This is a genomic window from Enterobacter hormaechei subsp. hoffmannii, from assembly GCF_001729745.1.
GTDB lineage: Bacteria > Pseudomonadota > Gammaproteobacteria > Enterobacterales > Enterobacteriaceae > Enterobacter > Enterobacter intestinihominis.
Genome location: NZ_CP017186.1, coordinates 138,738 through 162,099, shown reverse-complemented (window position 1 = coordinate 162,099; position 23,362 = coordinate 138,738). Strand labels below are relative to the sequence as shown.

Annotated in this window: 22 protein-coding genes; 7 read left to right on the top strand and 15 right to left on the bottom strand. The window is 54.6% G+C overall.

Annotated features, from left to right (window positions below):
- From rffA to trxA, 8 genes are all read right to left on the bottom strand, one after another.
- Entirely contained in the window at positions 1–1,131 is a 1,131-nt protein-coding gene (rffA, locus tag BFV65_RS00780) for a dTDP-4-amino-4,6-dideoxygalactose transaminase (RefSeq protein WP_032608214.1), read from the bottom strand.
- Between the two features lie 4 nt (positions 1,132–1,135).
- Positions 1,136–1,813, bottom strand: a complete 678-nt coding sequence (gene rffC / locus BFV65_RS00775) for a dTDP-4-amino-4,6-dideoxy-D-galactose acyltransferase (RefSeq protein ID WP_046621722.1) — start codon at positions 1,811–1,813, stop codon at positions 1,136–1,138.
- The gene (gene wecC, locus BFV65_RS00770; RefSeq protein ID WP_023299034.1) at positions 1,810–3,072 is read right to left on the bottom strand and encodes a UDP-N-acetyl-D-mannosamine dehydrogenase; all 1,263 of its coding nucleotides are present in this window, start codon (positions 3,070–3,072) and stop codon (positions 1,810–1,812) included. Before wecC ends, rffC begins: the two co-directional genes overlap by 4 nt.
- Positions 3,069–4,199, bottom strand: coding sequence for a non-hydrolyzing UDP-N-acetylglucosamine 2-epimerase (wecB, locus tag BFV65_RS00765; protein ID WP_032626559.1), 1,131 nt, complete (start codon positions 4,197–4,199; stop codon positions 3,069–3,071). Before wecB ends, wecC begins: the two co-directional genes overlap by 4 nt.
- 56 nt (positions 4,200–4,255) lie before the next feature.
- The gene (gene wzzE / locus BFV65_RS00760; protein WP_022646646.1) at positions 4,256–5,302 is read right to left on the bottom strand and encodes an ECA polysaccharide chain length modulation protein; all 1,047 of its coding nucleotides are present in this window, start codon (positions 5,300–5,302) and stop codon (positions 4,256–4,258) included.
- Positions 5,303–5,315: 13 nt separating this feature from the next.
- On the bottom strand, positions 5,316–6,419 hold the full coding sequence (gene wecA / locus BFV65_RS00755) for a UDP-N-acetylglucosamine--undecaprenyl-phosphate N-acetylglucosaminephosphotransferase (RefSeq protein ID WP_001050933.1): 1,104 nt from the start codon (positions 6,417–6,419) through the stop codon (positions 5,316–5,318).
- A gap of 242 nt (positions 6,420–6,661) precedes the next feature.
- The gene (gene rho / locus BFV65_RS00750; protein ID WP_001054528.1) at positions 6,662–7,921 is read right to left on the bottom strand and encodes a transcription termination factor Rho; all 1,260 of its coding nucleotides are present in this window, start codon (positions 7,919–7,921) and stop codon (positions 6,662–6,664) included.
- 341 nt (positions 7,922–8,262) lie between these two features.
- Entirely contained in the window at positions 8,263–8,592 is a 330-nt protein-coding gene (gene trxA, locus BFV65_RS00745; RefSeq protein ID WP_006812392.1) for a thioredoxin TrxA, read from the bottom strand.
- A 144-nt stretch (positions 8,593–8,736) separates the two neighbouring features.
- Here trxA and rhlB point away from each other — a divergent pair, with 144 nt between their 5' ends.
- Together rhlB and gppA are read left to right on the top strand one after the other, a co-directional pair.
- Positions 8,737–10,005 carry an ATP-dependent RNA helicase RhlB gene (rhlB, locus tag BFV65_RS00740; RefSeq protein ID WP_022646644.1) on the top strand — a complete coding sequence of 423 codons (1,269 nt, stop codon included), beginning with the start codon at positions 8,737–8,739 and terminating at the stop codon, positions 10,003–10,005.
- A gap of 6 nt (positions 10,006–10,011) precedes the next feature.
- Positions 10,012–11,496 (top strand): guanosine-5'-triphosphate,3'-diphosphate diphosphatase, encoded by a 1,485-nt coding sequence (gene gppA / locus BFV65_RS00735; RefSeq protein ID WP_069597080.1) that lies wholly within the window; start codon positions 10,012–10,014, stop codon positions 11,494–11,496.
- Positions 11,497–11,548: 52 nt separating this feature from the next.
- Here the strand turns inward: gppA and rep are convergent, their stop codons facing one another.
- Positions 11,549–13,573: a DNA helicase Rep gene (gene rep, locus BFV65_RS00730; protein WP_022646642.1), complete on the bottom strand. Its 2,025-nt coding sequence runs from the start codon at positions 13,571–13,573 to the stop codon at positions 11,549–11,551.
- A gap of 85 nt (positions 13,574–13,658) precedes the next feature.
- Between rep and ppiC the strand changes: the two genes are divergently transcribed.
- A complete protein-coding gene (gene ppiC, locus BFV65_RS00725; protein WP_006812396.1) occupies positions 13,659–13,940 on the top strand; it encodes a peptidylprolyl isomerase PpiC in 282 nt (93 codons plus the stop codon).
- 54 nt (positions 13,941–13,994) lie between these two features.
- Here ppiC and cysE read toward each other — a convergent pair whose 3' ends face one another.
- The 5 genes from cysE to BFV65_RS00700 form a co-directional block, all read right to left on the bottom strand.
- Entirely contained in the window at positions 13,995–14,816 is an 822-nt protein-coding gene (gene cysE, locus BFV65_RS00720) for a serine O-acetyltransferase (RefSeq protein WP_022646641.1), read from the bottom strand.
- Positions 14,817–14,891: 75 nt separating this feature from the next.
- On the bottom strand, positions 14,892–15,911 hold the full coding sequence (gpsA, locus tag BFV65_RS00715) for an NAD(P)H-dependent glycerol-3-phosphate dehydrogenase (RefSeq protein WP_006812398.1): 1,020 nt from the start codon (positions 15,909–15,911) through the stop codon (positions 14,892–14,894).
- Positions 15,911–16,378 carry a protein-export chaperone SecB gene (secB, locus tag BFV65_RS00710; protein WP_003860835.1) on the bottom strand — a complete coding sequence of 156 codons (468 nt, stop codon included), beginning with the start codon at positions 16,376–16,378 and terminating at the stop codon, positions 15,911–15,913. The genes gpsA and secB overlap by 1 nt, the downstream gene beginning before the upstream one ends.
- Positions 16,379–16,409: 31 nt before the next feature.
- Positions 16,410–16,661: a glutaredoxin 3 gene (gene grxC / locus BFV65_RS00705; protein WP_003860837.1), complete on the bottom strand. Its 252-nt coding sequence runs from the start codon at positions 16,659–16,661 to the stop codon at positions 16,410–16,412.
- Positions 16,662–16,672: 11 nt separating this feature from the next.
- On the bottom strand, positions 16,673–17,104 hold the full coding sequence (locus BFV65_RS00700; protein WP_003860840.1) for a rhodanese-like domain-containing protein: 432 nt from the start codon (positions 17,102–17,104) through the stop codon (positions 16,673–16,675).
- Between the two features lie 248 nt (positions 17,105–17,352).
- Here BFV65_RS00700 and gpmM point away from each other — a divergent pair, with 248 nt between their 5' ends.
- Genes gpmM through BFV65_RS00685 form a run of 3 tightly spaced genes read left to right on the top strand, consistent with a single transcriptional unit; the run spans position 17,353 to position 21,126 of the window.
- Positions 17,353–18,897, top strand: coding sequence for a 2,3-bisphosphoglycerate-independent phosphoglycerate mutase (gene gpmM, locus BFV65_RS00695; protein WP_017383605.1), 1,545 nt, complete (start codon positions 17,353–17,355; stop codon positions 18,895–18,897).
- Positions 18,898–18,930: 33 nt separating this feature from the next.
- Complete coding sequence (gene envC, locus BFV65_RS00690) at positions 18,931–20,190, top strand: murein hydrolase activator EnvC (protein WP_236724051.1); 1,260 nt, start codon at positions 18,931–18,933, stop codon at positions 20,188–20,190.
- Between the two features lie 3 nt (positions 20,191–20,193).
- Positions 20,194–21,126, top strand: coding sequence for a divergent polysaccharide deacetylase family protein (locus BFV65_RS00685; protein ID WP_045308207.1), 933 nt, complete (start codon positions 20,194–20,196; stop codon positions 21,124–21,126).
- Positions 21,127–21,137: 11 nt separating this feature from the next.
- On the opposite strand, the gene BFV65_RS00680 is transcribed toward BFV65_RS00685, so the two are convergent.
- The gene (locus BFV65_RS00680; RefSeq protein WP_069596131.1) at positions 21,138–21,938 is read right to left on the bottom strand and encodes a glycosyltransferase family 2 protein; all 801 of its coding nucleotides are present in this window, start codon (positions 21,936–21,938) and stop codon (positions 21,138–21,140) included.
- Between the two features lie 206 nt (positions 21,939–22,144).
- On the opposite strand from BFV65_RS00680, the gene BFV65_RS00675 reads away from it, so the two are divergent.
- Complete coding sequence (locus BFV65_RS00675) at positions 22,145–23,350, top strand: glycosyltransferase (RefSeq protein WP_023305216.1); 1,206 nt, start codon at positions 22,145–22,147, stop codon at positions 23,348–23,350.
- Positions 23,351–23,362 lie beyond the last annotated feature (12 nt).

The window sequence follows — 23,362 nt, the reverse complement described above, 5'->3', positions numbered from 1 at the left end:
TCAGGCGAAATAACTCAGAAGCGAATTGATCACCGTACGCTGGTTCACCGGCGCGAGGTTGTAGAACAGGGGCAGGCGGAGCAGACGTTCGCTCTCTTTGGTGGTGTAGCGGTCTTCACCGGCAAACATCCCGAAGGCTTCGCCAGCCGGGCTGGAGTGCAGCGGAATATAGTGGAATACCGCCATAATTTCCGCCTCTTTCAGCCAGGCAATCAGCTTGCTGCGATCGTCGTTATCGCGCAGCTTGATATAGAACATGTGGGCGTTGTGGATGCAGTCTGCCGGAATGGTCGGCAGTTCAATACGTCCGGCTTTAGCCAGCGGCTCCAGCGCGTCGTAGTAGGTTTGCCACAGGGAGAGGCGTTGCAGATTGATTCGCTCTGCCGCTTCCAGCTGCGCCCAGAGATACGCGGCCTGCAAGTCCGCCATCAGGTAGCTTGAGCCGATATCGCGCCAGGTGTATTTATCCACCTGACCGCGGAAGAACTGGCTGCGGTTGGTCCCTTTTTCACGGATCACTTCCGCACGCTCCACAAGGGCACGATCGTTAATCAGCGTCGCGCCGCCTTCGCCGCCTGCGGTGTAGTTTTTGGTTTCGTGGAAGCTAAAGCAACCGATATGACCGATGGTTCCCAGCGCGCGACCTTTGTAGGTGGACATCACGCCCTGCGCGGCGTCTTCCACCACGAACAGGTTGTGCTTTTTGGCGATGGCCATGATGGTGTCCATTTCACAGGCCACGCCCGCGTAATGCACCGGAACAATCGCCCGCGTTTTGTCGGTGATCGCCGCTTCAATCAGCGTTTCGTCGATGTTCATAGTATCCGGACGGATATCCACAAACACGATTTTCGCCCCGCGCAGGACAAACGCGTTCGCCGTGGAGACGAAGGTGTAGCTCGGCATGATCACTTCATCGCCGGGCTGAATATCCAGCAGCAGCGCGGCCATTTCGAGCGATGCGGTACAGGACGGCGTCAGCAGCACCTTGGCACTGTGAAAACGTTGCTCCATCCACTGCTGGCAGCGACGGGTAAAACCACCGTCGCCACAGAGCTTGCCGCTGCCCATAGCCGACTGCATGTAATCAAGTTCAGTGCCCACAACGGGAGGCGCGTTAAATGGAATCATCTTGTCACCTGTATAACCAGTAGGCGGTGGCGTCAATGCTGGCACCACTCGCAATATAACGTTTAAGCGCAGCGGTGTTGCCCATCTGGGTTGCGACCCGCAGCGTCGATACCTGTTGTTGCTCCGCCCAGTGCAGCGCCGCCTGCATGAGTTTTTCGCCCATGCCGCGCCCGGCTAACAAACCGATGCGCGCCTCGTGCTCGTTGAGCCTGCGAAGCGAAACAAAACCCTGAATCTGCCCACCGGCAGTACGGAACACCAGACAGACGTGGTCAAACGTGCCTTTAACCGCATTCTCTATCCACCGGGCATAAAAGCGGCCGCTGTCATCGGGCGCATACCAGGGCGCCCGGAAACGGCTTTGAGCGAAAGCCAGCGCCGCCATCTTGCGCAGCGCGGGGATATCCTGCTCCGTTGCAATTTCCGCGCCCGGTGAGCCGTGGCGGGCCACGGTAACAGAGAGATCAACCTCGCCCTCGACCAGCCGGAATCCGTGCTGCTGGAGCGCGTCCAGCAGATCGGCGCGGTCCGCCGGGATCTTAGCCTGTACGCGCTGCCAGGCGCTGAAGTCTGCGTCCTGCAACGCAGGAGCGTTATCGCGCAGACGCACTATCGCTGAGGGGAGCGAAAAAAATACGCTTTCCCACTCAAGGGACTCCAGCACGCCGTTGAGAGTAATCAACGCCAAACGCCCTTAGTATCAACAATATACTGCTGACGCACGGCATCAGCGGAGACCGCTTTAAACGCATTGTGATCCACCAGCAGCACCAGCACATCCGCCGTCGCCAGCGCGTCATCCAGTGCGGTAAGGGTGCAGTGACCGGCAAGTTTTGCCGGCAACGCATGAATATTCGGCTCAACCACCAGCGTTTCACCGCTGTGCCAGGCTGCGATCGTTTCGGCAATTTCCATTGCCGGGCTTTCGCGCAGATCGTCAATATTCGGTTTGAATGCCAGACCAAAGCAGGCAATTTTCAGCTCACTGGCACGTTTACCGCTGTCGGCGAGGCAATCCGCCACCGTGGCTTTCACCTGGTTGATAACCCAGTGCGGTTTGTGGTCGTTTACTTCGCGCGCGGTGCGAATCAGGCGTGCCTGTTCCGGATTCTGCGCCACGATAAACCACGGATCGACAGCGATACAGTGCCCACCCACACCCGGCCCCGGCTGAAGGATGTTCACGCGTGGGTGACGATTGGCAAGGCGAACAAGTTCCCAGACGTTAATCCCCTGATCGGCGCAAATCAACGACAGTTCATTCGCAAATGCAATGTTAACATCGCGGAAGCTGTTTTCGGTCAGTTTGCACATCTCGGCGGTGCGGGAGTTGGTCACCACGCATTCGCCTTCAAGGAAGATCTTATACAGCTCGCTGGCGCGCGCGGAGCAGACTGGGGTCATGCCGCCAATCACGCGGTCATTTTTAATCAGTTCCACCATCACCTGGCCTGGCAGTACGCGCTCAGGGCAGTAGGCGATGTTGATATCGGCCTGGTCGCCCGCCTGCTGGGGGAAGCTGAGATCGGGACGCGCCTCGGCCAGCCACTGTGCCATCTGCTCGGTTGCCCCAACAGGTGAAGTGGACTCAAGGATAACCAGTGCTCCTTTCTTCAGCACAGGCGCAATGGATTTTGCCGCCGCCTCGACGTAAACCATGTCAGGCTCATGATCGCCTTTAAAGGGCGTAGGCACCGCAATCAGGTACGCATCGGCTTCTACCGGCGTGGTGCTGGCGCGCAGGAAGCCACCGTCCACCGCCTTTTTCACCACACGATCGAGATCAGGCTCCACGATATGAATTTCGCCACGGTTGATGGTTTCTACCGCGTGCGCGTTGATATCTACGCCAATAACCTGCTTTTGACGAGAGGCAAAGGCCGCCGCAGTAGGCAGCCCGATATAGCCGAGACCAACAACAGAGATGGTAGTAAAACTCATAGCGTTACCCGATTGTGTTTAAGTGCGTGCAAAATACGTCCACAAGCCTGCCCGTCCCCGTACGGGTTATGGGCACGGCTCATCGCCTGATACTCTTCTTCGTCATGCAGTAAGCGCGTGACCTCTTCGACAATACGACGCGGATCCGTTCCCACTAGACGCACGGTACCGGCAGTGACCGCTTCCGGACGTTCAGTGGTTTCGCGCATCACCAGTACCGGCTTACCGAGGGAAGGCGCCTCTTCCTGAATGCCGCCAGAATCGGTCAGGATCAGCCAGGCGTGGTTCATCAGCCAGACAAATGGCAGATAGTCCTGCGGCTCTATCAGGAGCACGTTTTCCACGTGGCCCAGGATACGGTTGACCGGTTCGCTGACGTTAGGGTTAAGGTGCACCGGATAGACAATCTGCACATCCTCATTCTGCGCGGCGATTTCAGCCAGCGCGTGGCAGATTTGCTCAAAGCCACGGCCAAAACTTTCGCGGCGGTGTCCCGTCACCAGAATCGTTTTCTTGCCGTTGTTCAGGAACGGATAGCGCGCAGCGAGTTCTGCCTGAAGCTCGCTGTTAGCCAGCACGCGGTCACGCACCCAAATCAGCGCATCAATGACCGTATTGCCGGTAACGAAGATTTTGCTGTCGCTGATATTTTCGCGCAGCAGGTTTTGGCGTGAGTTCTCGGTTGGCGCAAAATGGTACATCGCCAGGTGACCGGTGAGCGTACGGTTGGCCTCTTCCGGCCACGGGGAATAGAGATTGCCGGTACGCAGACCCGCTTCAATATGACCAACGGGGATACGCTGATAGAACGCGGCCAGGCTGGTTGCCACGGTAGTGGTGGTGTCGCCGTGCACCAGCACTACATCCGGCTTGAACGACTCCAGAATAGGCTTTAATTCTTGCAGAATACGGCAGGTGATTTCCGTCAGTCCCTGTCCCGGTTTCATTATATTGAGATCGTAATCCGGGACGATAGAAAAGAGGGTTAAGACCTGATCGAGCATCTCACGGTGCTGGGCAGTCACACACACTTTCGCTTCAATATCAGGATCTCTGGCCAGCGCATGAACCAGAGGCGCCATCTTGATGGCCTCCGGCCTGGTGCCAAATACGGTTAGTACTTTCACATCGATTCTCTTCGATTAGACGATGAAGGCCACAGCCTTCATCGTAGACGGCGTTCTTAGTTTGTGCGGCGACGCAATAACGCTACGCCAGCGCCAGTCAGTGCGCCCACAATCCCCCACATGATCATCAGGAATGCGCGACGCGGACTATCGCGTTTTACAGGCTCTTCAGGCGTTCTTAAATAACGATAGGTCTGAAAACGCGGGTCCAGCGTTGGACCGACGTTGAGCGTATTGAGCATGGCGCGGTTTTGGTCGTAATCAAGGTCAAAGTCAGGGCCAACGGCCTGGATATTTTCCAGACGTGCCTGAAGCATTGGGCGACCAAGAAGGAACATTTCTGAATCAGGGAGTTCGTCAGCCGGAACATCCGTTTCGCTACGGGAAATATTGTGCTGTTCCGCAATCTTCAGCGCCTGCTCAATATTATGCACGCGACGGGCGAAGATGGCCTTAGCGACCTCTTCCTGACGTTTGACCTGCGCTTTCATCTGGATAGTTCGCGCAGCCCAGGCGCCTTTCAGCTCGTCATTCAGATGACTGGCCGCACGCTGGCTGGCAAAAGCAACGTACTGACGCAACAGGTTATTGGCGTCAGGCGCCGTTTCCGCAATCAGCTTCACGCTGTCGCTAACGTTACGGAGCACATCGCCAGGCATAAACTGAATGTTGTTGATTAAATCATCCAGCAGCGCGGCATCCGCTTTGCTGTTACCGACCATGCGCTGCTTGTAGTAGTCTGTCTGGGACCAGAAATCGCGACGTGTATCCCACGACGCCAGCTGCATCACAAACTCTTTGTAGGACTCATCCATCACCGAGGCCTGATCCGGGGTCGCCAGATTGGCCTTGATATCAAGATTACGCAGGAATTGCTGCTGGGAGTAGTAGCCTCCAAGCATATTCACCGTTGGTCGGTCTGTGATCGCCGTGGCGCTCCACTCTTGTTTCGCAAAGAAGGTGTAGGCAAGCGCTAACAGCGCGAACCCCAGGCCAATCCCCACAATCCACAGTTTGCCCTGCCATAACACTCGAAACAAACCACGAATATCCAGCTCGTTCTCAGTGCCCACTGATTTCGCTCCCGCCAACGGTTGAGTCATCATAGTCCCGGTTTTACTTAGTTAATGTTGTGTTTTTGCCACTGTTCCGACGCATCCTGCGTTTTAAACGTTTAATAAAACGCGCGACTTTCCATGCACGCTTGATGCAGTAACCGTACATGAAAAATGCTAGCAAGAATAATACCAACATTACCCATTCAGGAATGAAATGAGCGTATTCCGCGGCAACGCCAATCGCAGCCAGAATAGCAGCCGCTAGCGTAATCAGCACAAACGCCTGACGAGACGTGAAGCCGGCGCGCATAATCAGATGATGAATATGCTGCCGATCGGGAGAAAACGGGCTCATCCCTTTACGTAGACGACGGTACATAATAGCGACCATGTCCATCAGCGGGATGGCGATAATCCAGAGAGCCGTTACCGGGCTGATAGGGTGCGTTTTACCCTGCGTGGTCTCCAGCAGGACCCAGATTACCGTAAAGCCAATCAGGGTACTGCCCGCATCGCCCATAAAGACTTTATAGCGACGCCCTAACACACCCAGGTTCAGGCAGATGTAAGGCAGAATGGCGGCAATCATGGCAAAGCACCACATTGACAAGCTGTACTGGCCGTCAAACCATAAAATGATGCCGATTGCGCCAAACGAAACAGAGGACAGCCCACCGAGCAGACCGTCTATGCCATCAACCATGTTAAAGGCGTTGATAGCCGCCCACACGGCAAACAGCGTGAGGAAGAAGCCGAACGGCCCAAGCACCAGCTCCCAGGGACCAAACACGTAGCCCAGGCTTCTGAGATAGAGGCCGCCCACCACCATCATAATGATGCCAATGGCCGCCTGCACCGTCGCGCGGAACTTCACGCTGATATCAAAACGATCATCAAGGGCGCCAACCAGTACCAGCACACCGGCACATGCCAGGTAGAGTGCGGCATGGGGGATATAGTAATCCGCGATCCCGAATGTGAAACAGATGCCTGCGTATACCGAAATGCCGCCCACCAGCGGAATAAGCCCCTGATGACGTTTACGGAAATTCGGTTTGTCCACTAACCCAATTCTTTTTGCTACCTTGCGCGCAATGAACAAAAAACAGGTTGTGAATAAAAAAATACTGATCAGCTCAGTTACTGCAGTGAGTAGATTCACAATGGATTGCTCTCAACAAATGTTAGTCCCGGAAGTATAACCATGAAGCCTCTGCCTCAGAAGGATTAAAGAAGGCTTATCACAACTCCCTTTGTATGTTTTTCAATCAATTATTTCTTTGACTGTGCAAACCTTCTTATTGTCGCACCGACCGGTCAAAATTGGGAGTGTGTGGTAATAGCGTATAGTCCATAAATAAAAAACGCCACGTAAAAACGTGGCGTTTACTGGGATTATTTGCGTTACGAGCGTTTCATCATGTCGAAGAAATCGTCGTTCGTTTTAGTCATCGCCAGTTTGTTAATGAGGAATTCCATTGCGTCGATTTCGCCCATTGGATGGATGATTTTGCGCAGGATCCACATTTTCTGCAGCTCTTCCTGAGTGGTAAGCAGCTCTTCTTTACGGGTACCGGAACGGTTGTAGTCGATCGCCGGGAAGACGCGTTTTTCTGCGATTTTACGAGAAAGGTGCAGTTCCATGTTGCCTGTACCTTTAAACTCTTCGTAGATAACTTCGTCCATTTTGGAGCCGGTATCGATCAGCGCCGTCGCGATAATGGTCAGGCTACCGCCCTCTTCCACGTTACGCGCCGCACCGAAGAAACGCTTCGGACGATGCAGGGCGTTGGCATCCACACCACCGGTCAGTACTTTACCGGAAGCCGGCACCACGGTGTTGTAGGCACGCGCCAGACGGGTAATGGAATCGAGCAGGATGATCACGTCTTTCTTGTGCTCAACCAGGCGTTTCGCCTTCTCGATAACCATTTCCGCAACCTGAACGTGGCGGGAAGCAGGCTCGTCGAAGGTTGACGCAACCACTTCCCCTTTCACCAGACGCTGCATCTCGGTCACTTCTTCCGGACGTTCGTCAATCAGCAGCACCATCAGCACACAGTCTGGATGGTTGTAAGCAATGCTCTGCGCGATGTTTTGCAGCAGCATGGTTTTACCGGCTTTTGGCGGCGCCACAATCAGACCACGCTGGCCACGACCAATTGGCGATGCCAGATCCAGCACACGAGCGGTTAAGTCTTCAGTAGACCCGTTACCACGCTCCATACGCAGACGAGAGTTCGCGTGCAGCGGCGTTAAGTTCTCGAACAGGATCTTATTGCGGGAGTTTTCCGGTTTGTCGTAGTTGACTTCATTAACCTTCAACAGCGCAAAGTAGCGTTCACCCTCTTTTGGAGGACGAATCTTACCTGAAATGGTGTCACCAGTGCGGAGGTTGAAACGGCGGATTTGGCTAGGGGATACGTAGATGTCGTCAGGGCCGGCGAGGTAGGAGCTGTCTGCAGAGCGGAGGAAACCAAATCCGTCTTGCAGTATCTCCAGCACACCGTCGCCAAAGATATCTTCGCCACTCTTAGCGTGTTGCTTCAGGATGGCGAAAATGATGTCCTGCTTGCGCATACGAGCCTGGTTTTCCAGTCCCATATTTTCGCCGAGAGTGATCAGCTCAGAAACCGGCGTATTCTTTAATTCGGTAAGATTCATAATGGTGTGGGTTCTTAAACTCGGGGTGATTCTCGAACTTAATGTTGTGAATGGTATGGCAGGGTCATCCATGCCTGTTTAGCGGCCATCACCTCATGTCTGTTCGCTGTCTGGTCACAGGGAAAGAACGCAGAACTGAAACGACAAGACGGATTGAGTGACAAGCCCGGAATCTAGCAACTTCACGCACTGTTTAAGTTAACAACGGGAAGTATCGGGTAAAACAAGATTCAAACAACAAGATATGTTTAAAACGTAGTCATAGCTAACTTAGCACGACTAAAGCCGGGCGTCCAGAGCTCACCATTAATTAGGCGCTCTGGACGCTCAGCGGAGAAACCTTACGCCAGGTTAGCGTCCAGGAACTCTTTCAGTTGACCTTTGGACAGTGCGCCCACTTTGGTCGCCGCCACGTCACCGTTCTTGAACAGCAGCAGGGTCGGGATGCCACGGATACCGTATTTTGGCGCGGTGCCCGGGTTCTGGTCGATGTTCAGCTTGGCAACGGTCAGTTTGCCCTGATATTCGTCAGCGATTTCATCCAGAATCGGAGCGATCATTTTGCAAGGACCACACCATTCAGCCCAGAAATCAACGAGGATCAGCCCGTCAGCTTTAAGTACGTCCGTGTCAAAACTGTCGTCAGTCAGGTGAATAATTTTATCGCTCATATATAACTCCACAGGAATAAGCCTGGTACGTTGGTTTTGTCTCCACCAACGACGTGATGATGTCGCATTAACCAACTAAAGGTTGACTTTATTTCACCGGATACGCTTTCGTAAAGCAATAGTAAGCTGATATTCTACCACACTATGAGCAAAACACATTTAACAGAACAGAAGTTTTCCGACTTCGCCCTGCACCCAAAGGTGATCGAAGCCCTTGAAACTAAAGGGTTTCATAACTGCACGCCCATTCAGGCTCTCGCCCTGCCGCTGACGCTGGCCGGTCGTGATGTTGCAGGGCAGGCGCAAACCGGTACTGGCAAAACGATGGCGTTTTTAACGTCAACGTTTCATTATTTACTTTCTCACCCAGCGATTGCAGACCGCAAAGTTAACCAGCCGCGCGCGCTAATTATGGCCCCGACGCGAGAACTGGCGGTACAGATCCACGCAGACGCTGAACCCCTGGCGCAAGCCACTGGCCTGAAACTTGGCCTGGCCTATGGCGGCGACGGCTACGATAAACAGCTGAAAGTGCTGGAAAGCGGCGTAGATATCCTGATTGGGACCACCGGCCGTCTTATCGACTACGCTAAACAGAACCATATCAACCTCGGCGCAATCCAGGTCGTGGTGCTGGATGAAGCAGACCGCATGTACGATCTGGGCTTCATTAAAGACATCCGCTGGCTGTTCCGCCGTATGCCTGCGGCAAACCAGCGTCTGAACATGCTGTTCTCCGCAACCCTTTCATACCGCGTACGTGAACTCGCATTCGAGCAGATGAACAATGCGGAATATGTGGAAGTAGAACCGGAGCAGAAAACCGGGCACCGCATTAAAGAAGAGCTCTTCTATCCTTCTAATGAAGAGAAAATGCGCCTGCTGCAAACCCTGATCGAAGAAGAGTGGCCGGATCGCGCGATCATCTTTGCGAACACTAAACACCGCTGTGAAGATATCTGGGGCCACCTGGCGGCAGATGGTCACCGTGTGGGCCTGCTGACCGGCGACGTGGCGCAGAAAAAACGCCTGCGCATTCTCGACGAATTTACTCGTGGCGACCTTGATATTCTGGTCGCGACCGACGTGGCGGCCCGTGGCCTGCACATTCCAGCCGTGACGCACGTCTTTAACTATGACCTGCCAGATGACTGTGAAGACTATGTACACCGTATCGGTCGTACCGGTCGTGCCGGCGCAAGCGGTCACTCCATCAGCCTTGCATGTGAAGAGTATGCGCTGAACCTTCCGGCCATTGAGACCTATATCGGTCACTCTATTCCACAGAGTAAATACAATCCGGACGCGCTGATGAGCGAACTGCCGCCACCTAAGCGCCTCACACGTCCACGTACCGGTAATGGCCCGCGTCGTTCCGGCGGTGCGCCGCGTAATCGTCGTCGTTCAGGTTAAAAAATGATGCTCAGTTCCACCTCGCTCTATGCGGCAATTGATCTCGGTTCGAATAGTTTTCATATGCTGGTTGTACGCGAGGTGGCGGGAAGCATACAGACGCTGACGCGCATCAAGCGCAAGGTCCGCCTGGCGGCGGGCCTGAGCAGCGATAATCACCTCTCTCCCGAAGCCATGGAACGTGGCTGGCAGTGTCTGCGCCTCTTTGCAGAGCGTCTGCAGGACATACCGCATGCCCAAATCCGCGTTGTCGCGACCGCGACGCTCCGTCTGGCGGTTAATGCCGTCGATTTTATTGCCAAAGCGCAGGAAATTCTCGGCTGCCCGGTGCAAGTCATCAGCGGTGAAGAAGAAGCGCGTCTGATATATCAGGGCGTGGCGCACACTACCGGGGGCGACGATCGCCGTCTGGTGGTGGATATTGGCGGAGCGAGTACTGAACTGGTGACCGGCACAGGTGCCCAGGCGACCTCGCTGTTCAGTCTGTCGATGGGCTGCGTAACCTGGCTTGAGCGCTACTTTACTGACCGCAATCTCGCGCAAGAAAACTTCGACGAGGCTGAAAATGCCGCGCGTGAAGTGCTGCGTCCGGTCATGGACGAACTGCGCTACCACGGCTGGAAAGTGTGTGTTGGGGCGTCAGGAACTGTACAGGCGTTGCAGGAAATCATGATGGCGCAGGGGATGGATGAGCGGATCACGCTTGCTAAACTCCAGCAGCTTAAACAGCGCGCCATTCAATGTGGTCGTCTGGAAGAGCTGGAAATTGAAGGGCTGACGCTCGAACGTGCGCTGGTCTTCCCCAGCGGGCTAGCCATTCTCATCGCCATTTTCACCGAGCTAAACATCCAGTGCATGACCCTGGCAGGCGGCGCACTGCGCGAAGGTCTGGTCTATGGGATGCTGCATCTTTCGGTGGATCAGGACATTCGAAGCCGTACGCTACGTAACGTCCAGCGCCGCTTTATTGTGGATACCGATCAGGCGCAGCGAGTGGGCCAACTGGCATCGCTCTTTGCGGATCAGGTTAAATCACGTTGGGATATCGAACCGTTAAGCCGCGATTTGCTGCTAAGTGCGTGTGCGTTGCATGAAATTGGGCTTAGCGTTGAGTACAAGCAAGCGCCGCTACACGCAGCCTGGCTGGTGCGTAATCTCGATTTGCCGGGCTACACTCCCGCGCAGAAAAAATTGCTCGCGACCCTGCTGCTGAATCAAACCAACGCCGTTGACCTCTCTTCACTCCATCAGCAAAACGCTGTACCGCCGCGCGTGGCCGAACATCTCTGCCGCTTACTTCGTCTGGCGATTCTGTTTGCCAGCCGGCGTCGCGACGATCTCCTCCCGGCCATTACGCTGGTGGCAGACGATGAAAAACTGACGCTGACGCTGCCGGAAAATTGGCTAGAAAATCATCCGCTTGGAGCAGAGTTGATCGAGCAGGAGTGCCAGTGGCAGAGCTATGTGCACTGGGCGCTTGATGTGAAGTGACCCTTTGAAGCGTGCCGGGGGGCGGCTTCGCCTTACCCGGCCTACAAAATTGTTATCCTTTCTCTTTGGCTTTCGCCAGCATGGCGCGTATGTTCGCCACGTTGGCTTGACCCTTGTGCATCCGCTCTTCAGCGGTAATAGCTTTACGCTCCTGCTCCCAGATAAGATCGTCCTGAGGCAACTCCAGCAGGAAACGGCTCGGCTCCGGGCGCACCAGCTCACCATACTGACGGCGCTCTTTGCACAGCGTAAACGTCAGCTCTTTCTGCGCACGGGTGATCCCCACGTAGGCCAGACGGCGCTCTTCGTCGACGTTATCTTCATCAATGCTGCTCTGGTGCGGCAGCAGGCCCTCTTCCATCCCCACCAGATAGACATACGGGAACTCCAGCCCTTTCGAGGCATGCAACGTCATCAGCTGGACCTGATCGGCTTCTTCTTCACTCTCGCCGCGCTCCATCATATCGCGCAGCGTGAAGCGGGTGACCACCTGCGTCAGGGTCATCGGCTCGTCAATCTCAGATCCTTCAAGCATTTCGGTCATCCAGCTGAAGAGCTGGTTAACGTTTTTCATGCGCATTTCTGCCGCTTTCGGGCTGGCGGAGGTTTCATACAACCAGGATTCGTAATCAATGCCGTGGATCAGATCGCGTACTGCCGCCACGGGCTCGCGCTCTGCCAGACGCTGCACCTCACCCAGCCAGTGGGTAAAGCGGGTTAAGGCGTCATAGCCGCGCCCGGTCAGGGTCTGGCTCAGCCCCATATCGAAGCTGGCGGTGAACAGACTTTTGTTGCGGGTCATCGCCCATTCACCCAGCTTTTGCAGCGTCGCAGAGCCAATCTCGCGCTTCGGCGTATTTACAATGCGCAGGAAAGCGCTGTCGTCATCCGGGTTGGTCAGCACGCGCAGATAGGCCAGCAGATCCTTGATTTCCGGACGCGAAAAGAACGACGTACCGCCGGAGATTTTGTAGGGGATGCGGTTCTGCATCAGCATCTTTTCAAAGACGCGCGACTGGTGGTTTCCGCGATAGAGGATCGCGTAATCCTTGTATTCAGTTTTGTTGACGAAGTGATGGGCAATCAGCTCGCCGGTTACGCGCTCCGCTTCGTGCTCTTCGTTATTGGCGCTAAGGACTTTCAGCTCGGTCCCGTAACCCAGTTCAGAGAACAGGCGCTTCTCAAAGACGTGCGGGTTGTTGGCAATCAGGATGTTCGCCGCCTTCAGGATACGCCCGGAAGAACGGTAGTTCTGCTCCAGTTTAATCACCTGCAACGCCGGGAAGTCTTTGCTCAGCAGCACCAGGTTTTGCGGACGTGCGCCACGCCATGAGTAAATCGACTGATCGTCATCGCCTACAACGGTAAAACGCGCGCGCTGTCCTACCAGCAGCTTCACCAGCTCGTACTGGCTGGTGTTGGTATCCTGGTATTCATCCACCAGCAGGTAACGAATTTTGTTCTGCCAGCGCTCGCGCACCTCTTCATTCCGCTGAAGCAGCAGCGTCGGCAGCAGGATCAGATCGTCGAAATCCAGTACGTTGCAGGCTTTCATATGCGCGTCGTACAGGCCATAGCAGTGGGCAAAGATGCGGTCACGCTCGCCTTTGGCACTTGCCGCAGCCTGGGCCGGCGTCATCAGGTCGTTTTTCCAGTTCGAGATCGTTGAGATCAGCTGTTGCAACAGCACTTTGTCATCTTCGATCAGCCCTTCCGTCAGCTCTTTGAGCAGCGCCACCTGGTCGGTGTCATCAAAGAGCGAAAAGTTGGACTTCATTCCCAGCGCCGCGTATTCGCGCTTGATGATATCCAGACCCAGCGTGTGGAAGGTGGAGATCATCAGCCCGCGCGCCTCTTTACGGCCCAGCGTCTGGCCGACGCGCTCTTTCATCTCACGCGCCGCTTTGTTGGTAAAGGTGACCGCCGCGATATGGCGCGCCTGGTATCCACAACCCCGAATTAAGTGGGCGATTTTGTTGGTGATCACGCGTGTTTTACCGGATCCCGCTCCCGCCAGCACCAGGCAGGGTCCGGTGACGAATTCGACAGCTTGTTGTTGTCCGGGGTTTAAACGCATAAATGATCACTCAATGAAAGTCGGGAGAGGAGGAAAAACGCGTGGTAGTATACCGATCGTAAACTCGTTGACTCAAGGCACGATCATGGCAAAAACAGCAGCAGCACTGCATATCCTTGTTAAAGAAGAAAAACTGGCACAGGATCTGCTCGAACAGATTAAAAACGGCGCCGACTTCGGCAAACTGGCGAAGAAACACTCGATTTGCCCGTCAGGCAAACGCGGTGGTGACTTAGGCGAGTTCCGCCAGGGCCAGATGGTTCCGGCGTTTGATAAAGTGGTCTTCTCCTGCCCGGTGCTGGAGCCAACCGGCCCACTGCATACGCAGTTCGGCTATCACATTATCAAAGTGTTATACCGCAACTAATCAAAAGCCCGGTGCATTAACTCACCGGGCTTTTTTATTTGAGTGTTCCAGCGTTCAGATACCGTCGCCGTATTCGAAGGTGTGGTGAATACCGTTAAAGTGCTGATCCATATCCATCGACGGTTTATCGCTGTCTGGCTTACCGACGATGCGCGCCGGGACGCCAGCGGCGGTGGTGTGCGGCGGTACAGGCTGGAGCACAACCGATCCCGCGCCAATCTTTGCGCCGCGTCCGACTTCAATATTGCCAAGGATTTTAGCACCCGCGCCAATCATCACCCCTTCACGAATTTTCGGATGGCGATCGCCGCTGGTTTTACCGGTACCGCCCAGCGTAACGGATTGCAGAATCGACACGTCATCTTCGATCACCGCCGTTTCACCGACAACAATGCCGGTGGCGTGATCGAGCATGATCCCGCGGCCAATTTTCGCCGCCGGGTGAATATCGACCTGGAAGGTCACGGAAACCTGGTTTTGCAGGAAGATGGCCAGCGCGCGGCGTCCCTCATTCCATAACCAGTGGCCGATGCGGTACGCCTGTAAGGCGTGGAAGCCTTTGAGATACAGCAGCGGCGTGGAGTATTTATCCACCGCCGGGTCACGCGTGCGCACGGCCTGAATATCGCAGGCGGCAGAAGCAATCATTTCCGGATCGGCAGCGTAGGCCTCTTCCACCACCTCGCGAATAGCGATAGCAGGCATGATAGGGGAAGCCAGTTTATTGGCGAGCATGTAGCTCAGGGCGCTGCCGAGATTTTCGTGCTTGAGTAGCGTCGCGTGATAAAAACTGGCCAGCATGGGCTCACAGTCGGCCAACGCTCGGGCTTCGGCTTTAATATTATTCCAGACGATATCCAGTTCTTCACACGGCATTGCTTGCTCCAGACGATAGTTAATGACCAGCCAGTTCTGCGCTGGCTGGGTCATTCAGGTGACGATACTTCCCGGCTAATTGCTGCTGCGCTCGTCCTTGCGCGCACGACCTAATAAGGTCAATGCTGCCTCGCGCGCATTTTTTCCGCAATACAATACCTGATAAATTTCCTCGGTTATTGGCATTTCGACACCGAAACGATGCGCCAATTCGCGAACTTCTTTGGTATTGCGATAGCCTTCAACCACCTGACCAATCTTCTCCTGCGCACTTTTGACATCGCTACCCTGTCCGAGCATCATGCCAAAGCGGCGGTTACGCGACTGGTTGTCGGTGCAGGTCAACACCAGATCGCCCAGCCCAGCCATTCCCATAAAGGTGGCCGGATCGGCGCCCAGCGCTTCTCCCAGGCGTGACATTTCGGTCAGGCCACGGGTGATCAGCGCCGTACGCGCATTCGCGCCGAAGCCGATGCCGTCAGACATCCCGGCCCCGATGGCAATGACGTTCTTCACCGCGCCGCCCAGCTGTACGCCGATAAAATCAGGGTTGCTGTACACGCGGAAGCTTTTGCCGCAGTGCAGCAGTTGCTGAAGATCGTCGGAAAATGCCTGGTCGGTGGACGCCAGCGAGATCGCCGTCGGCAAGCCCGCAGCCAGCTCTTTGGCGAATGTCGGCCCGGAGATCACCGCCAGCGGGATCGCTGTTCCCAGCGCTTCGCGGGCAACGTCCTGCAACAGACGTCCGGTTTCCGCTTCCAGCCCTTTCGTCGCCCACACAATACGCGCATCCGCACGCATCAGCGGCTTAATCTGACGCAGGACTTCGCCAAACACATGGCTTGGCACCACAATCAAAATATTGCGGCTGGCCGCCAGCGCGGTCGCGAGGTCGCTTTCCAGATACAGTGAGTCAGGGAACGGAACGTCCGGGAGAAACGCCACGTTGCAGCGGTCGTGTTGCAACGTCGCGATATGTTTTGGATCGTGGCCCCACAGGACCACGTCGTGACCATTTCTTGCCAGTGTGATGGCAAGAGCGGTGCCGTAAGAGCCGGCACCGATCACAGTCATTGACGCATTAACAGTGCTCATCAGGCATCCTGATGTTGTTCGGCACCTTCGCCAGCCTGCTGCTGTAGATAGTTCATAAACAGCGCATCAAAGTTGACTGGCGCAAGGTTCAGTTGCGGGAATGTACCGCGAGAAACCAGGCTGGTGATGCATTCACGCGCATACGGGAACAGGATGTTCGGGCAGTATGCACCCAGGCAATGCGCCATCTGGTTACCTTCGATGCCGCCGATAGAGAAGATACCGCCCTGCTGGACTTCGCACAGGAATGCAGTTTCTTCGCCCAGGGAGGCGGTCACGGTGACACGCAGTACGACTTCATACACGTCATCCGCCAGTTGGGTGGATGCGGTATCCAGATCAAGTTTAACCTCTGGCTGCCAGTCTTTCTGGAAAACGTGCGGCGCATTTGGCGCTTCGAAAGAGACATCCTTGGTGTAGATGCGCTGGATCTGGAAAGTCATCTCGGTGTTGTTTTGTTCTGACATGGAAAAACCCTTTTTAATTGTCCTAAAGTCTCTAGCTCAGCAGCGGATCGAGTCCACCGCGGGCGTCGAGCGCATACAAGTCATCACAGCCGCCAATGTGCTGCGCATCAATAAAAATCTGTGGAACCGTTGTGCGACCACTGCGTTGGATCATCTCTTCGCGTTTAATCGCGTCACCATCAATCGGCAGTTCCTTAAACGTTACGCCTTTGCTGGACAGCAGCGCTTTCGCTCGGTGGCAGAACGGGCACGTTGCTTTGGTGTAGATCTCAATATTGGCCATCACTTAACTCCTTATTTACCGCGCACTAAAGGAAGATTCTCCCCGCTCCAGCCGGAGATGCCTTCTTTCAGCACCGTTACGTTTTCAAAGCCTGCTTTATGCAGTGCGTTGGCAGATTCCTGCGCCTGCATGCCAGTGCCGTCAACAACAATAATCGGCTGGGCTTTATGCTTCTCCAGCTCACCAATGTTGTTCGCTTTAATTTCCGCTGGCAGCAGGTTGATAGCACCTGCAATATGGCCCTTGCGGAAATCGTCGCGCTGACGCAGATCGACAACCACGGCGTCCTCTTTGTTGATCAGACGTGTCGCTTCACCGCGGGTGATCACCTTAATTTTAGACGTCAGTCCCTTAAATGTGGTGAACAGTACAGCGACCAGCAGGCCAATCCACGCGATGCTCAGAACCGGGTGGCGGCTAACGAATTGCATAATTTCTTGCATGGGGGGTAACAACTCCCGACTAAGTGATTAAAAAAACCAGGACAGGAGTATACCTGTGCGCTGTGGCAAATACAGCCAGCGACATAAAGCTAATCTATTTTCTGCGGCATGCCACGTAAAAAAAGCCTCAAAATGGCCTGAGTACAGCCTTGCCCCCGCGCTTTCTTTGATCTTCTGCGGCTATTTTATCGATTCAGCTGTAGTAAAATTACGCAAATTTTTTGTCTCTTGAGCATGAGGTTGTCGCAATGTCGGTTTCTAAAAAACCTATGGTACTGGTGATTCTGGATGGCTATGGCTACCGTGAAGATCAACAGGATAACGCCATTTTCAACGCCAAAACCCCGGTTATGGATGCGCTATGGGCAAAACGTCCCCACACCCTGATTGATGCGTCTGGTCTGGAAGTCGGCCTGCCGGATCGTCAGATGGGCAACTCTGAAGTGGGTCACGTTAACCTGGGCGCAGGCCGTATCGTTTATCAGGACCTGACGCGCCTGGACGTTGAAATCAAAGAACGTACATTCTTTGCCAACCCAACGCTCACCGGAGCGGTAGATAAAGCCGTTGCCGCAGGCAAGGCCGTGCACATTATGGGCCTGCTCTCTGCAGGCGGCGTGCACAGCCACGAAGATCACATCATGGCGATGGTTGAGCTGGCCGCCGAGCGCGGTGCGGAAAAAATCTATCTGCACGCCTTCCTGGATGGTCGCGATACGCCGCCACGCAGCGCAAAAGGTTCTCTGAAAGCCTTTGAAGATAAATTTGCCGCACTGGGCAAAGGCCGCGTGGCATCCATCGTTGGCCGTTACTATGCCATGGACCGCGACAACCGCTGGGACCGCGTTGAGCAAGCCTATGATCTGCTGACCCTGGCAAAAGGCGAGTTCCAGTTCCCGACCGCCGTTGAAGGCCTGGAAGCGGCTTACGCGCGTGATGAAAACGACGAATTTGTGAAGGCAACCGTGATCCGCGCTGAAGGCCAGGCCGATGCCGCTATGGAAGATGGCGATGCGCTGATCTTCATGAACTTCCGTGCTGACCGCGCGCGCGAAATCACCCGCGCCTTCGTCAACAGCGATTTCGACGGTTTCGCCCGTAAGAAAGTGGCGAAGATCGATTTCATCCAGTTGACCGAGTATGCAGCGGATATCAAAGCCCCATGCGCGTATCCACCCGCTTCCCTGGAAAATACCTTCGGCGAGTGGATGGCGAAAAACGATAAAACGCAGCTGCGCATCTCCGAAACTGAGAAGTATGCGCACGTGACCTTCTTCTTTAACGGCGGCGTAGAAGAGCCGTTTAAAGGCGAAGACCGCATCCTGATTAACTCGCCGAAAGTCGCCACTTACGATCTCCAGCCAGAAATGAGCTCTGCGGAGCTGACCGAAAAACTGGTGGCCGCGATCGAAAGCGGTAAATACGACACCATCATCTGTAACTATCCGAATGGCGACATGGTGGGCCACACCGGCGTGATGGAAGCTGCCGTTAAAGCGGTTGAAGCGCTGGACCACTGCGTTGAGCAGGTCGCGAAAGCGGTTGAATCCGTGGGCGGCCAGCTGCTGATCACCGCTGACCACGGTAACGCAGAACAGATGCGTGACCCGGCAACCGGTCAGGCGCATACCGCCCATACCAACCTGCCTGTTCCACTGATTTATGTAGGTGATAAGTCAGTGAAAGCAGTGGAAGGCGGCAAGCTTTCCGACATCGCGCCAACCATGTTGTCGCTGATGGGTATGGAAATCCCTGAAGAGATGACTGGCAAGCCGCTGTTCATCGTGGAATAATCGCTCCCCATGAGGGGAAAGGCGATTTTTTCAATCACATGGGTCGTGAAGCCGTTTCGGTTATCAGTCAGACCTCTGCTTTGCGCCAGCGCACTCAGCGCTGGCGTATTGCTGTGCGCCGCATCTGCCCACGCGGATGACCGCGACCAGCTCAAATCCATTCAGGCCGATATCGCCGCCAAAGAGCGTGTGGTACGCCAGCAGCAGCAGCAGCGCTCTGCCCTGCTTGCCCAGCTTAAAAAGCAGGAAGAGGCTATTTCCGCCGCCGCGCGTAAGCTGCGTGAAACACAAAACACCCTTGCCCAGCTTAATAAGCAAATCGATGAAATGAACGCGTCGATTGCGAAACTGGAGCGTCAGCGCGATGCCCAGGAGCGGAACCTTGCTGCACAGCTTGATGCCGCTTTCCGCCAGGGTGAGCACACAGGCCTTCAGTTGATCCTCAGCGGTGAAGAGAGCCAGCGCGGTCAGCGTTTACAGGCCTATTTCGGCTATCTCAACCAGGCTCGTCAGGAGACCATTGCGCAGCTGAAACAGACGCGCGAAGAAGTCACCACGCAAAAAGCCGAGCTGGAAGAGAAGCAGAGCCAGCAGCAAACGCTGCTCTACGAACAGCAGGCGCAGCAGGAGAAGCTTGAGCAGGCGCGCAATGAGCGTAAGAAGACGCTCGCCGGGCTGGAGTCCTCTATCCAGGCAGGACAAAGCCAACTGAGCGTAATGCGCGCCAACGAATCCAGACTGCGTAACAGCATTGCCCGGGCAGAAGCCGCGGCCAAAGCGCGCGCCGAAAAAGAAGCGCGCGAAGCGCAGGCGGTGCGTAATAAGCAGCAGGAAGCCTCCCGGAAAGGCACCACCTACAAACCGACTGAAAATGAACGTTCCCTGATGTCGCGTACCGGCGGCCTCGGCTCCCCGCGTGGTCAGACTTACTGGCCCGTTCGCGGTACGATCCTGCATCGCTATGGCGAACAGTTGCAGGGTGAGCTACGTTGGAAGGGGATCGTTATCGGTGCGTCTGAAGGTAGCGAAGTGAAAGCCATCGCCGATGGCCGCGTGATCCTGGCCGACTGGCTACAGGGTTATGGGCTCGTGGTGGTGGTTGAACACGGTAAAGGCGATATGAGTCTTTACGGCTACAACCAGAGCGCGCTGGTCAGCGTTGGCACCCAGGTGCGCGCGGGTCAACCCATTGCCCTTGTGGGCAGCAGTGGCGGTCAGGGCCGCCCGTCACTCTATTTCGAAATTCGTCGTCAGGGTCAGGCGGTCAATCCACAGCCGTGGTTGGGAAGATAGGTTTTGCTTCAATTTCGTCGAATTGTTGTTTCCGTAGTCAGCGCACTGGCGCTGGCTGCACCGGTTTATGCAGGCAAACTCGCGATTGTGATTGATGACTTCGGTTATCGACCACACTATGAAAATCAGGTGCTGGCGATGCCGCCAGCCATCTCTGTCGCCGTCCTGCCTAATGCGCCTCACGCGCATGAAATGGCGACCAAAGCGCACAATGGCGGCCATCAGGTCCTCATCCATCTGCCGATGGCCCCCCTCAGCAAGCAGCCGCTGGAAAAAGATACCCTGCGCCCGGACATGAGCAGCGACGAGATCGATCGCATCATCCGCGATGCGTACAATAAAGTGCCGTATGCCGTGGGTTTGAATAACCATATGGGCAGCGCGATGACCTCCAGCCTGTACGGTATGCTGAAAGTGATGCAGGCCCTGGAGCGTTACAATCTCTATTTCCTCGACAGCATGACCATCGGCAATAGCCAGGCGATGCGTGCCGCTCAGGGGACGGGTGTAAAAGTCATCAAGCGCAAAGTATTCCTGGATGACTCCCAGAACGAAGCGGATATCCGCGTGCAGTTCAACCGCGCGGTACAGCTGGCGCGCCGTAACGGTTCGGCGATTGCCATTGGGCATCCGCATCCGTCTACCGTTCGCGTTTTGCAGCAAATGTTGCCGGGCTTACCCGCCGATATCACGCTGGTGCGTCCGAGCGATCTGCTCAATGAACCTCAGGTGGATACTTCCCGTCCGGGTAGCGCGCAACCACCCGCAACGCAGCCGCGTAATCCATTCCGCGGCGTGAAGAACTGCACGCTGAAACAGCCGCCTGAACCGGTCTATGCAACCCGCTTCTTCACGGTGATTGGCGAAAGCATCAGCAGCAGTACGCTGGTTAAATACGTCCAGCAACAGTGGCAGGGTTGGGGAAAAAAAGCCTGATCGGCTAACGCCTATTCTGCCAGATAAGAGTTCGACTGCTCTTTTGCAACGGACTCTTTCTTTTCTCGATCCTGATACCAGGCCTTGAAATACTTCAAAAAACTGTACGCCGTGGCATAAAACCCTGTCACCACACCCACTTTGCCCTGACGCCACGCACCGCTAAACAGATACCATTTGAAAAATGCGCCGATAGCGCTGATCGCGCCGCGACCAAGAGAGGGACGTATCGTCTGATATTGAACCAGGCGAGTGGTATATCCGTTTAATTTATTGAAAAGTTCATGCAGTGAATAAAACGTATCATGTCTGACATAGCCAGGAATACGTTCAGAACGGAGAAAACCTTCAACCTGATCGTCTACTGGCCGGTTATTAAATCGCGACTGCGTACGGTTAAAAAGACGCACCGGATAATCCGGAGATGAGACTGGATAAATCGTTCGGACATTTTCTCCCAGAACAAACCAGTGACGACATATCCGCCACGCCATATCCGATTCGGGTTCATCGCCCATTTTTAATTTTAAAATAGCACCAACGGTTTCTTGATCGAGTATTTCGTCACTGTCCATGCACAGCACCCAGTCGTTGTGCGCATGGGATATGGCATGGTTCATCTGCTCGCCGTGCCAGCTATATTTTTTGAATATGGGCGACAATCCATAACTCTGGCAAATATATATCGTTGCGTCTGTACTGCCGGAATCAACTACAACGAATTCATCCGCTATTTTTAAAAGAGGAGGAATAACATCGTGCAACGTTCTTTCGGAGTTAAACGTTAATAAGCAAACCGTTATTTTAAACATATTCTCACTCTCTCAAAAACAACATAAAATTTTTGCGCTAATACTATCGAATTGAGAAGAGGCGATTAAAGTCTTAAATCGCACTTTTAAAATAAGCGCGTTTAAAACCTTTCCTTATAAAAAGACAAAGAAATACAAAAAATCTATTTTATTTCAGTAAATTCTTTATAATGCGGTCAGATGAAGGGTAGCATACGGATTCAGACATGCCGCAAAAACGTAAAATCCTCCTCCTGGACACAGGCAAAGAATGGGGGGGAGGTACCAACAGTATGCTTGAGCTTCTGAAGCGAATCAACCGCGACAAATTCGACATTACCTGTTGTTTTTACAGTGATTATAGTCGTGCTGAAGGTCAAACGATAGGCCAGGTGCTCAACAGCATTGGGATCCCATTACTCGTTATCCCTCAACGTAAGCAACCGGCATGGGCAAAACTCCTGAAAGAAGCGGGACGTGGTCTGCTGTTTTTCTCGCGTTCGGCGCGCAAAGCATTTACGCGGCATATTGATACCCTGTGGCGTATCCGGCCCAACGTCAGCAAGATCGAGACCATTTTCAGGGAAGGTGGATTCGATACGCTGTATATGAACAACCAGCCAGGCTCTAATGAAGAAGGGTATCTGGCGGGCGCAAACCTGCGTGCACGGATAATCCAGCACTGCCGGATTGAACCAGTGCTGACCCCGCCGCTGGTGAAGCTGGTGAATGCCCATGCCACAAAAATCATTGCCGTCTCGCACGGCGTTGAACGCGTGCTACTTCAGCATGGCGTCCGGCCAGAGCTGTGTACCACGGTCAGCAATGCCATCGACATCCATCAGCCTTTGCCGGACCGATGCGCGATGCGCCAGCGACTGAATATTGAAGACGATACGTTTGTATTCGGCAGCATTGGCTCGTTAATCCCTCGTAAGGCCAACCACCACACGCTGGAGGCGCTGGCACAGTTCAGCCAGAGACACCCGCAGGCAAAATGGAAAATGGTGCTGGTTGGTGAAGGAGCTGAACGCGGCGCGCTGGCTGCACAAGCTGATGCATCAGGTATTGCTGAGCACGTCATTTTTACCGGTTTCCAGAACACGCCTTTTGACTATCTCGCCACCTTTGACGCATTTATTCTGGCCTCGCAGAGCGAAGGCTTGCCCCGCGTCGTGCTGGAGGCGATGCTGCTGAATATTCCCGTGATTGGTTCAAAGGTGACCGGCACGGCAGAATTGATCGATCATGAGTCGACCGGCCTGCTGTTTCCCTGGAGCGACGTGTCGCAACTTGCTCAACATCTGGATAATATCTGGCAGGATCCTGCTCTGCGCGCCCGGCTCGCCGCTGCCGCACACCAGAATGTCTGCAACATGTATGCCATTGAAAGCTATGTTAACGGTGTCGAGGCCGTTCTTGGCGCGCAATAACCAAACGAGAAG

Coding starts and splice junctions, on each gene's coding strand:
- gpsA (WP_006812398.1), bottom strand. CDS start 15,911: ATGAGCACTGTTAATGCGTCAATGACTGTGATCGGTGCCGGCTCTTAC.
- wecC (WP_023299034.1), bottom strand. CDS start 3,072: ATGAGTTTTACTACCATCTCTGTTGTTGGTCTCGGCTATATCGGGCTG.
- gppA (WP_069597080.1), top strand. CDS start 10,012: ATGCTCAGTTCCACCTCGCTCTATGCGGCAATTGATCTCGGTTCGAAT.
- rho (WP_001054528.1), bottom strand. CDS start 7,921: ATGAATCTTACCGAATTAAAGAATACGCCGGTTTCTGAGCTGATCACT.
- ppiC (WP_006812396.1), top strand. CDS start 13,659: ATGGCAAAAACAGCAGCAGCACTGCATATCCTTGTTAAAGAAGAAAAA.
- rep (WP_022646642.1), bottom strand. CDS start 13,573: ATGCGTTTAAACCCCGGACAACAACAAGCTGTCGAATTCGTCACCGGA.
- BFV65_RS00700 (WP_003860840.1), bottom strand. CDS start 17,104: ATGCAAGAAATTATGCAATTCGTTAGCCGCCACCCGGTTCTGAGCATC.
- wzzE (WP_022646646.1), bottom strand. CDS start 5,302: ATGACTCAACCGTTGGCGGGAGCGAAATCAGTGGGCACTGAGAACGAG.
- grxC (WP_003860837.1), bottom strand. CDS start 16,661: ATGGCCAATATTGAGATCTACACCAAAGCAACGTGCCCGTTCTGCCAC.
- BFV65_RS00680 (WP_069596131.1), bottom strand. CDS start 21,938: ATGTTTAAAATAACGGTTTGCTTATTAACGTTTAACTCCGAAAGAACG.
- secB (WP_003860835.1), bottom strand. CDS start 16,378: ATGTCAGAACAAAACAACACCGAGATGACTTTCCAGATCCAGCGCATC.
- rffA (WP_032608214.1), bottom strand. CDS start 1,131: ATGATTCCATTTAACGCGCCTCCCGTTGTGGGCACTGAACTTGATTAC.
- BFV65_RS00675 (WP_023305216.1), top strand. CDS start 22,145: ATGCCGCAAAAACGTAAAATCCTCCTCCTGGACACAGGCAAAGAATGG.
- rhlB (WP_022646644.1), top strand. CDS start 8,737: ATGAGCAAAACACATTTAACAGAACAGAAGTTTTCCGACTTCGCCCTG.
- trxA (WP_006812392.1), bottom strand. CDS start 8,592: ATGAGCGATAAAATTATTCACCTGACTGACGACAGTTTTGACACGGAC.
- cysE (WP_022646641.1), bottom strand. CDS start 14,816: ATGCCGTGTGAAGAACTGGATATCGTCTGGAATAATATTAAAGCCGAA.
- gpmM (WP_017383605.1), top strand. CDS start 17,353: ATGTCGGTTTCTAAAAAACCTATGGTACTGGTGATTCTGGATGGCTAT.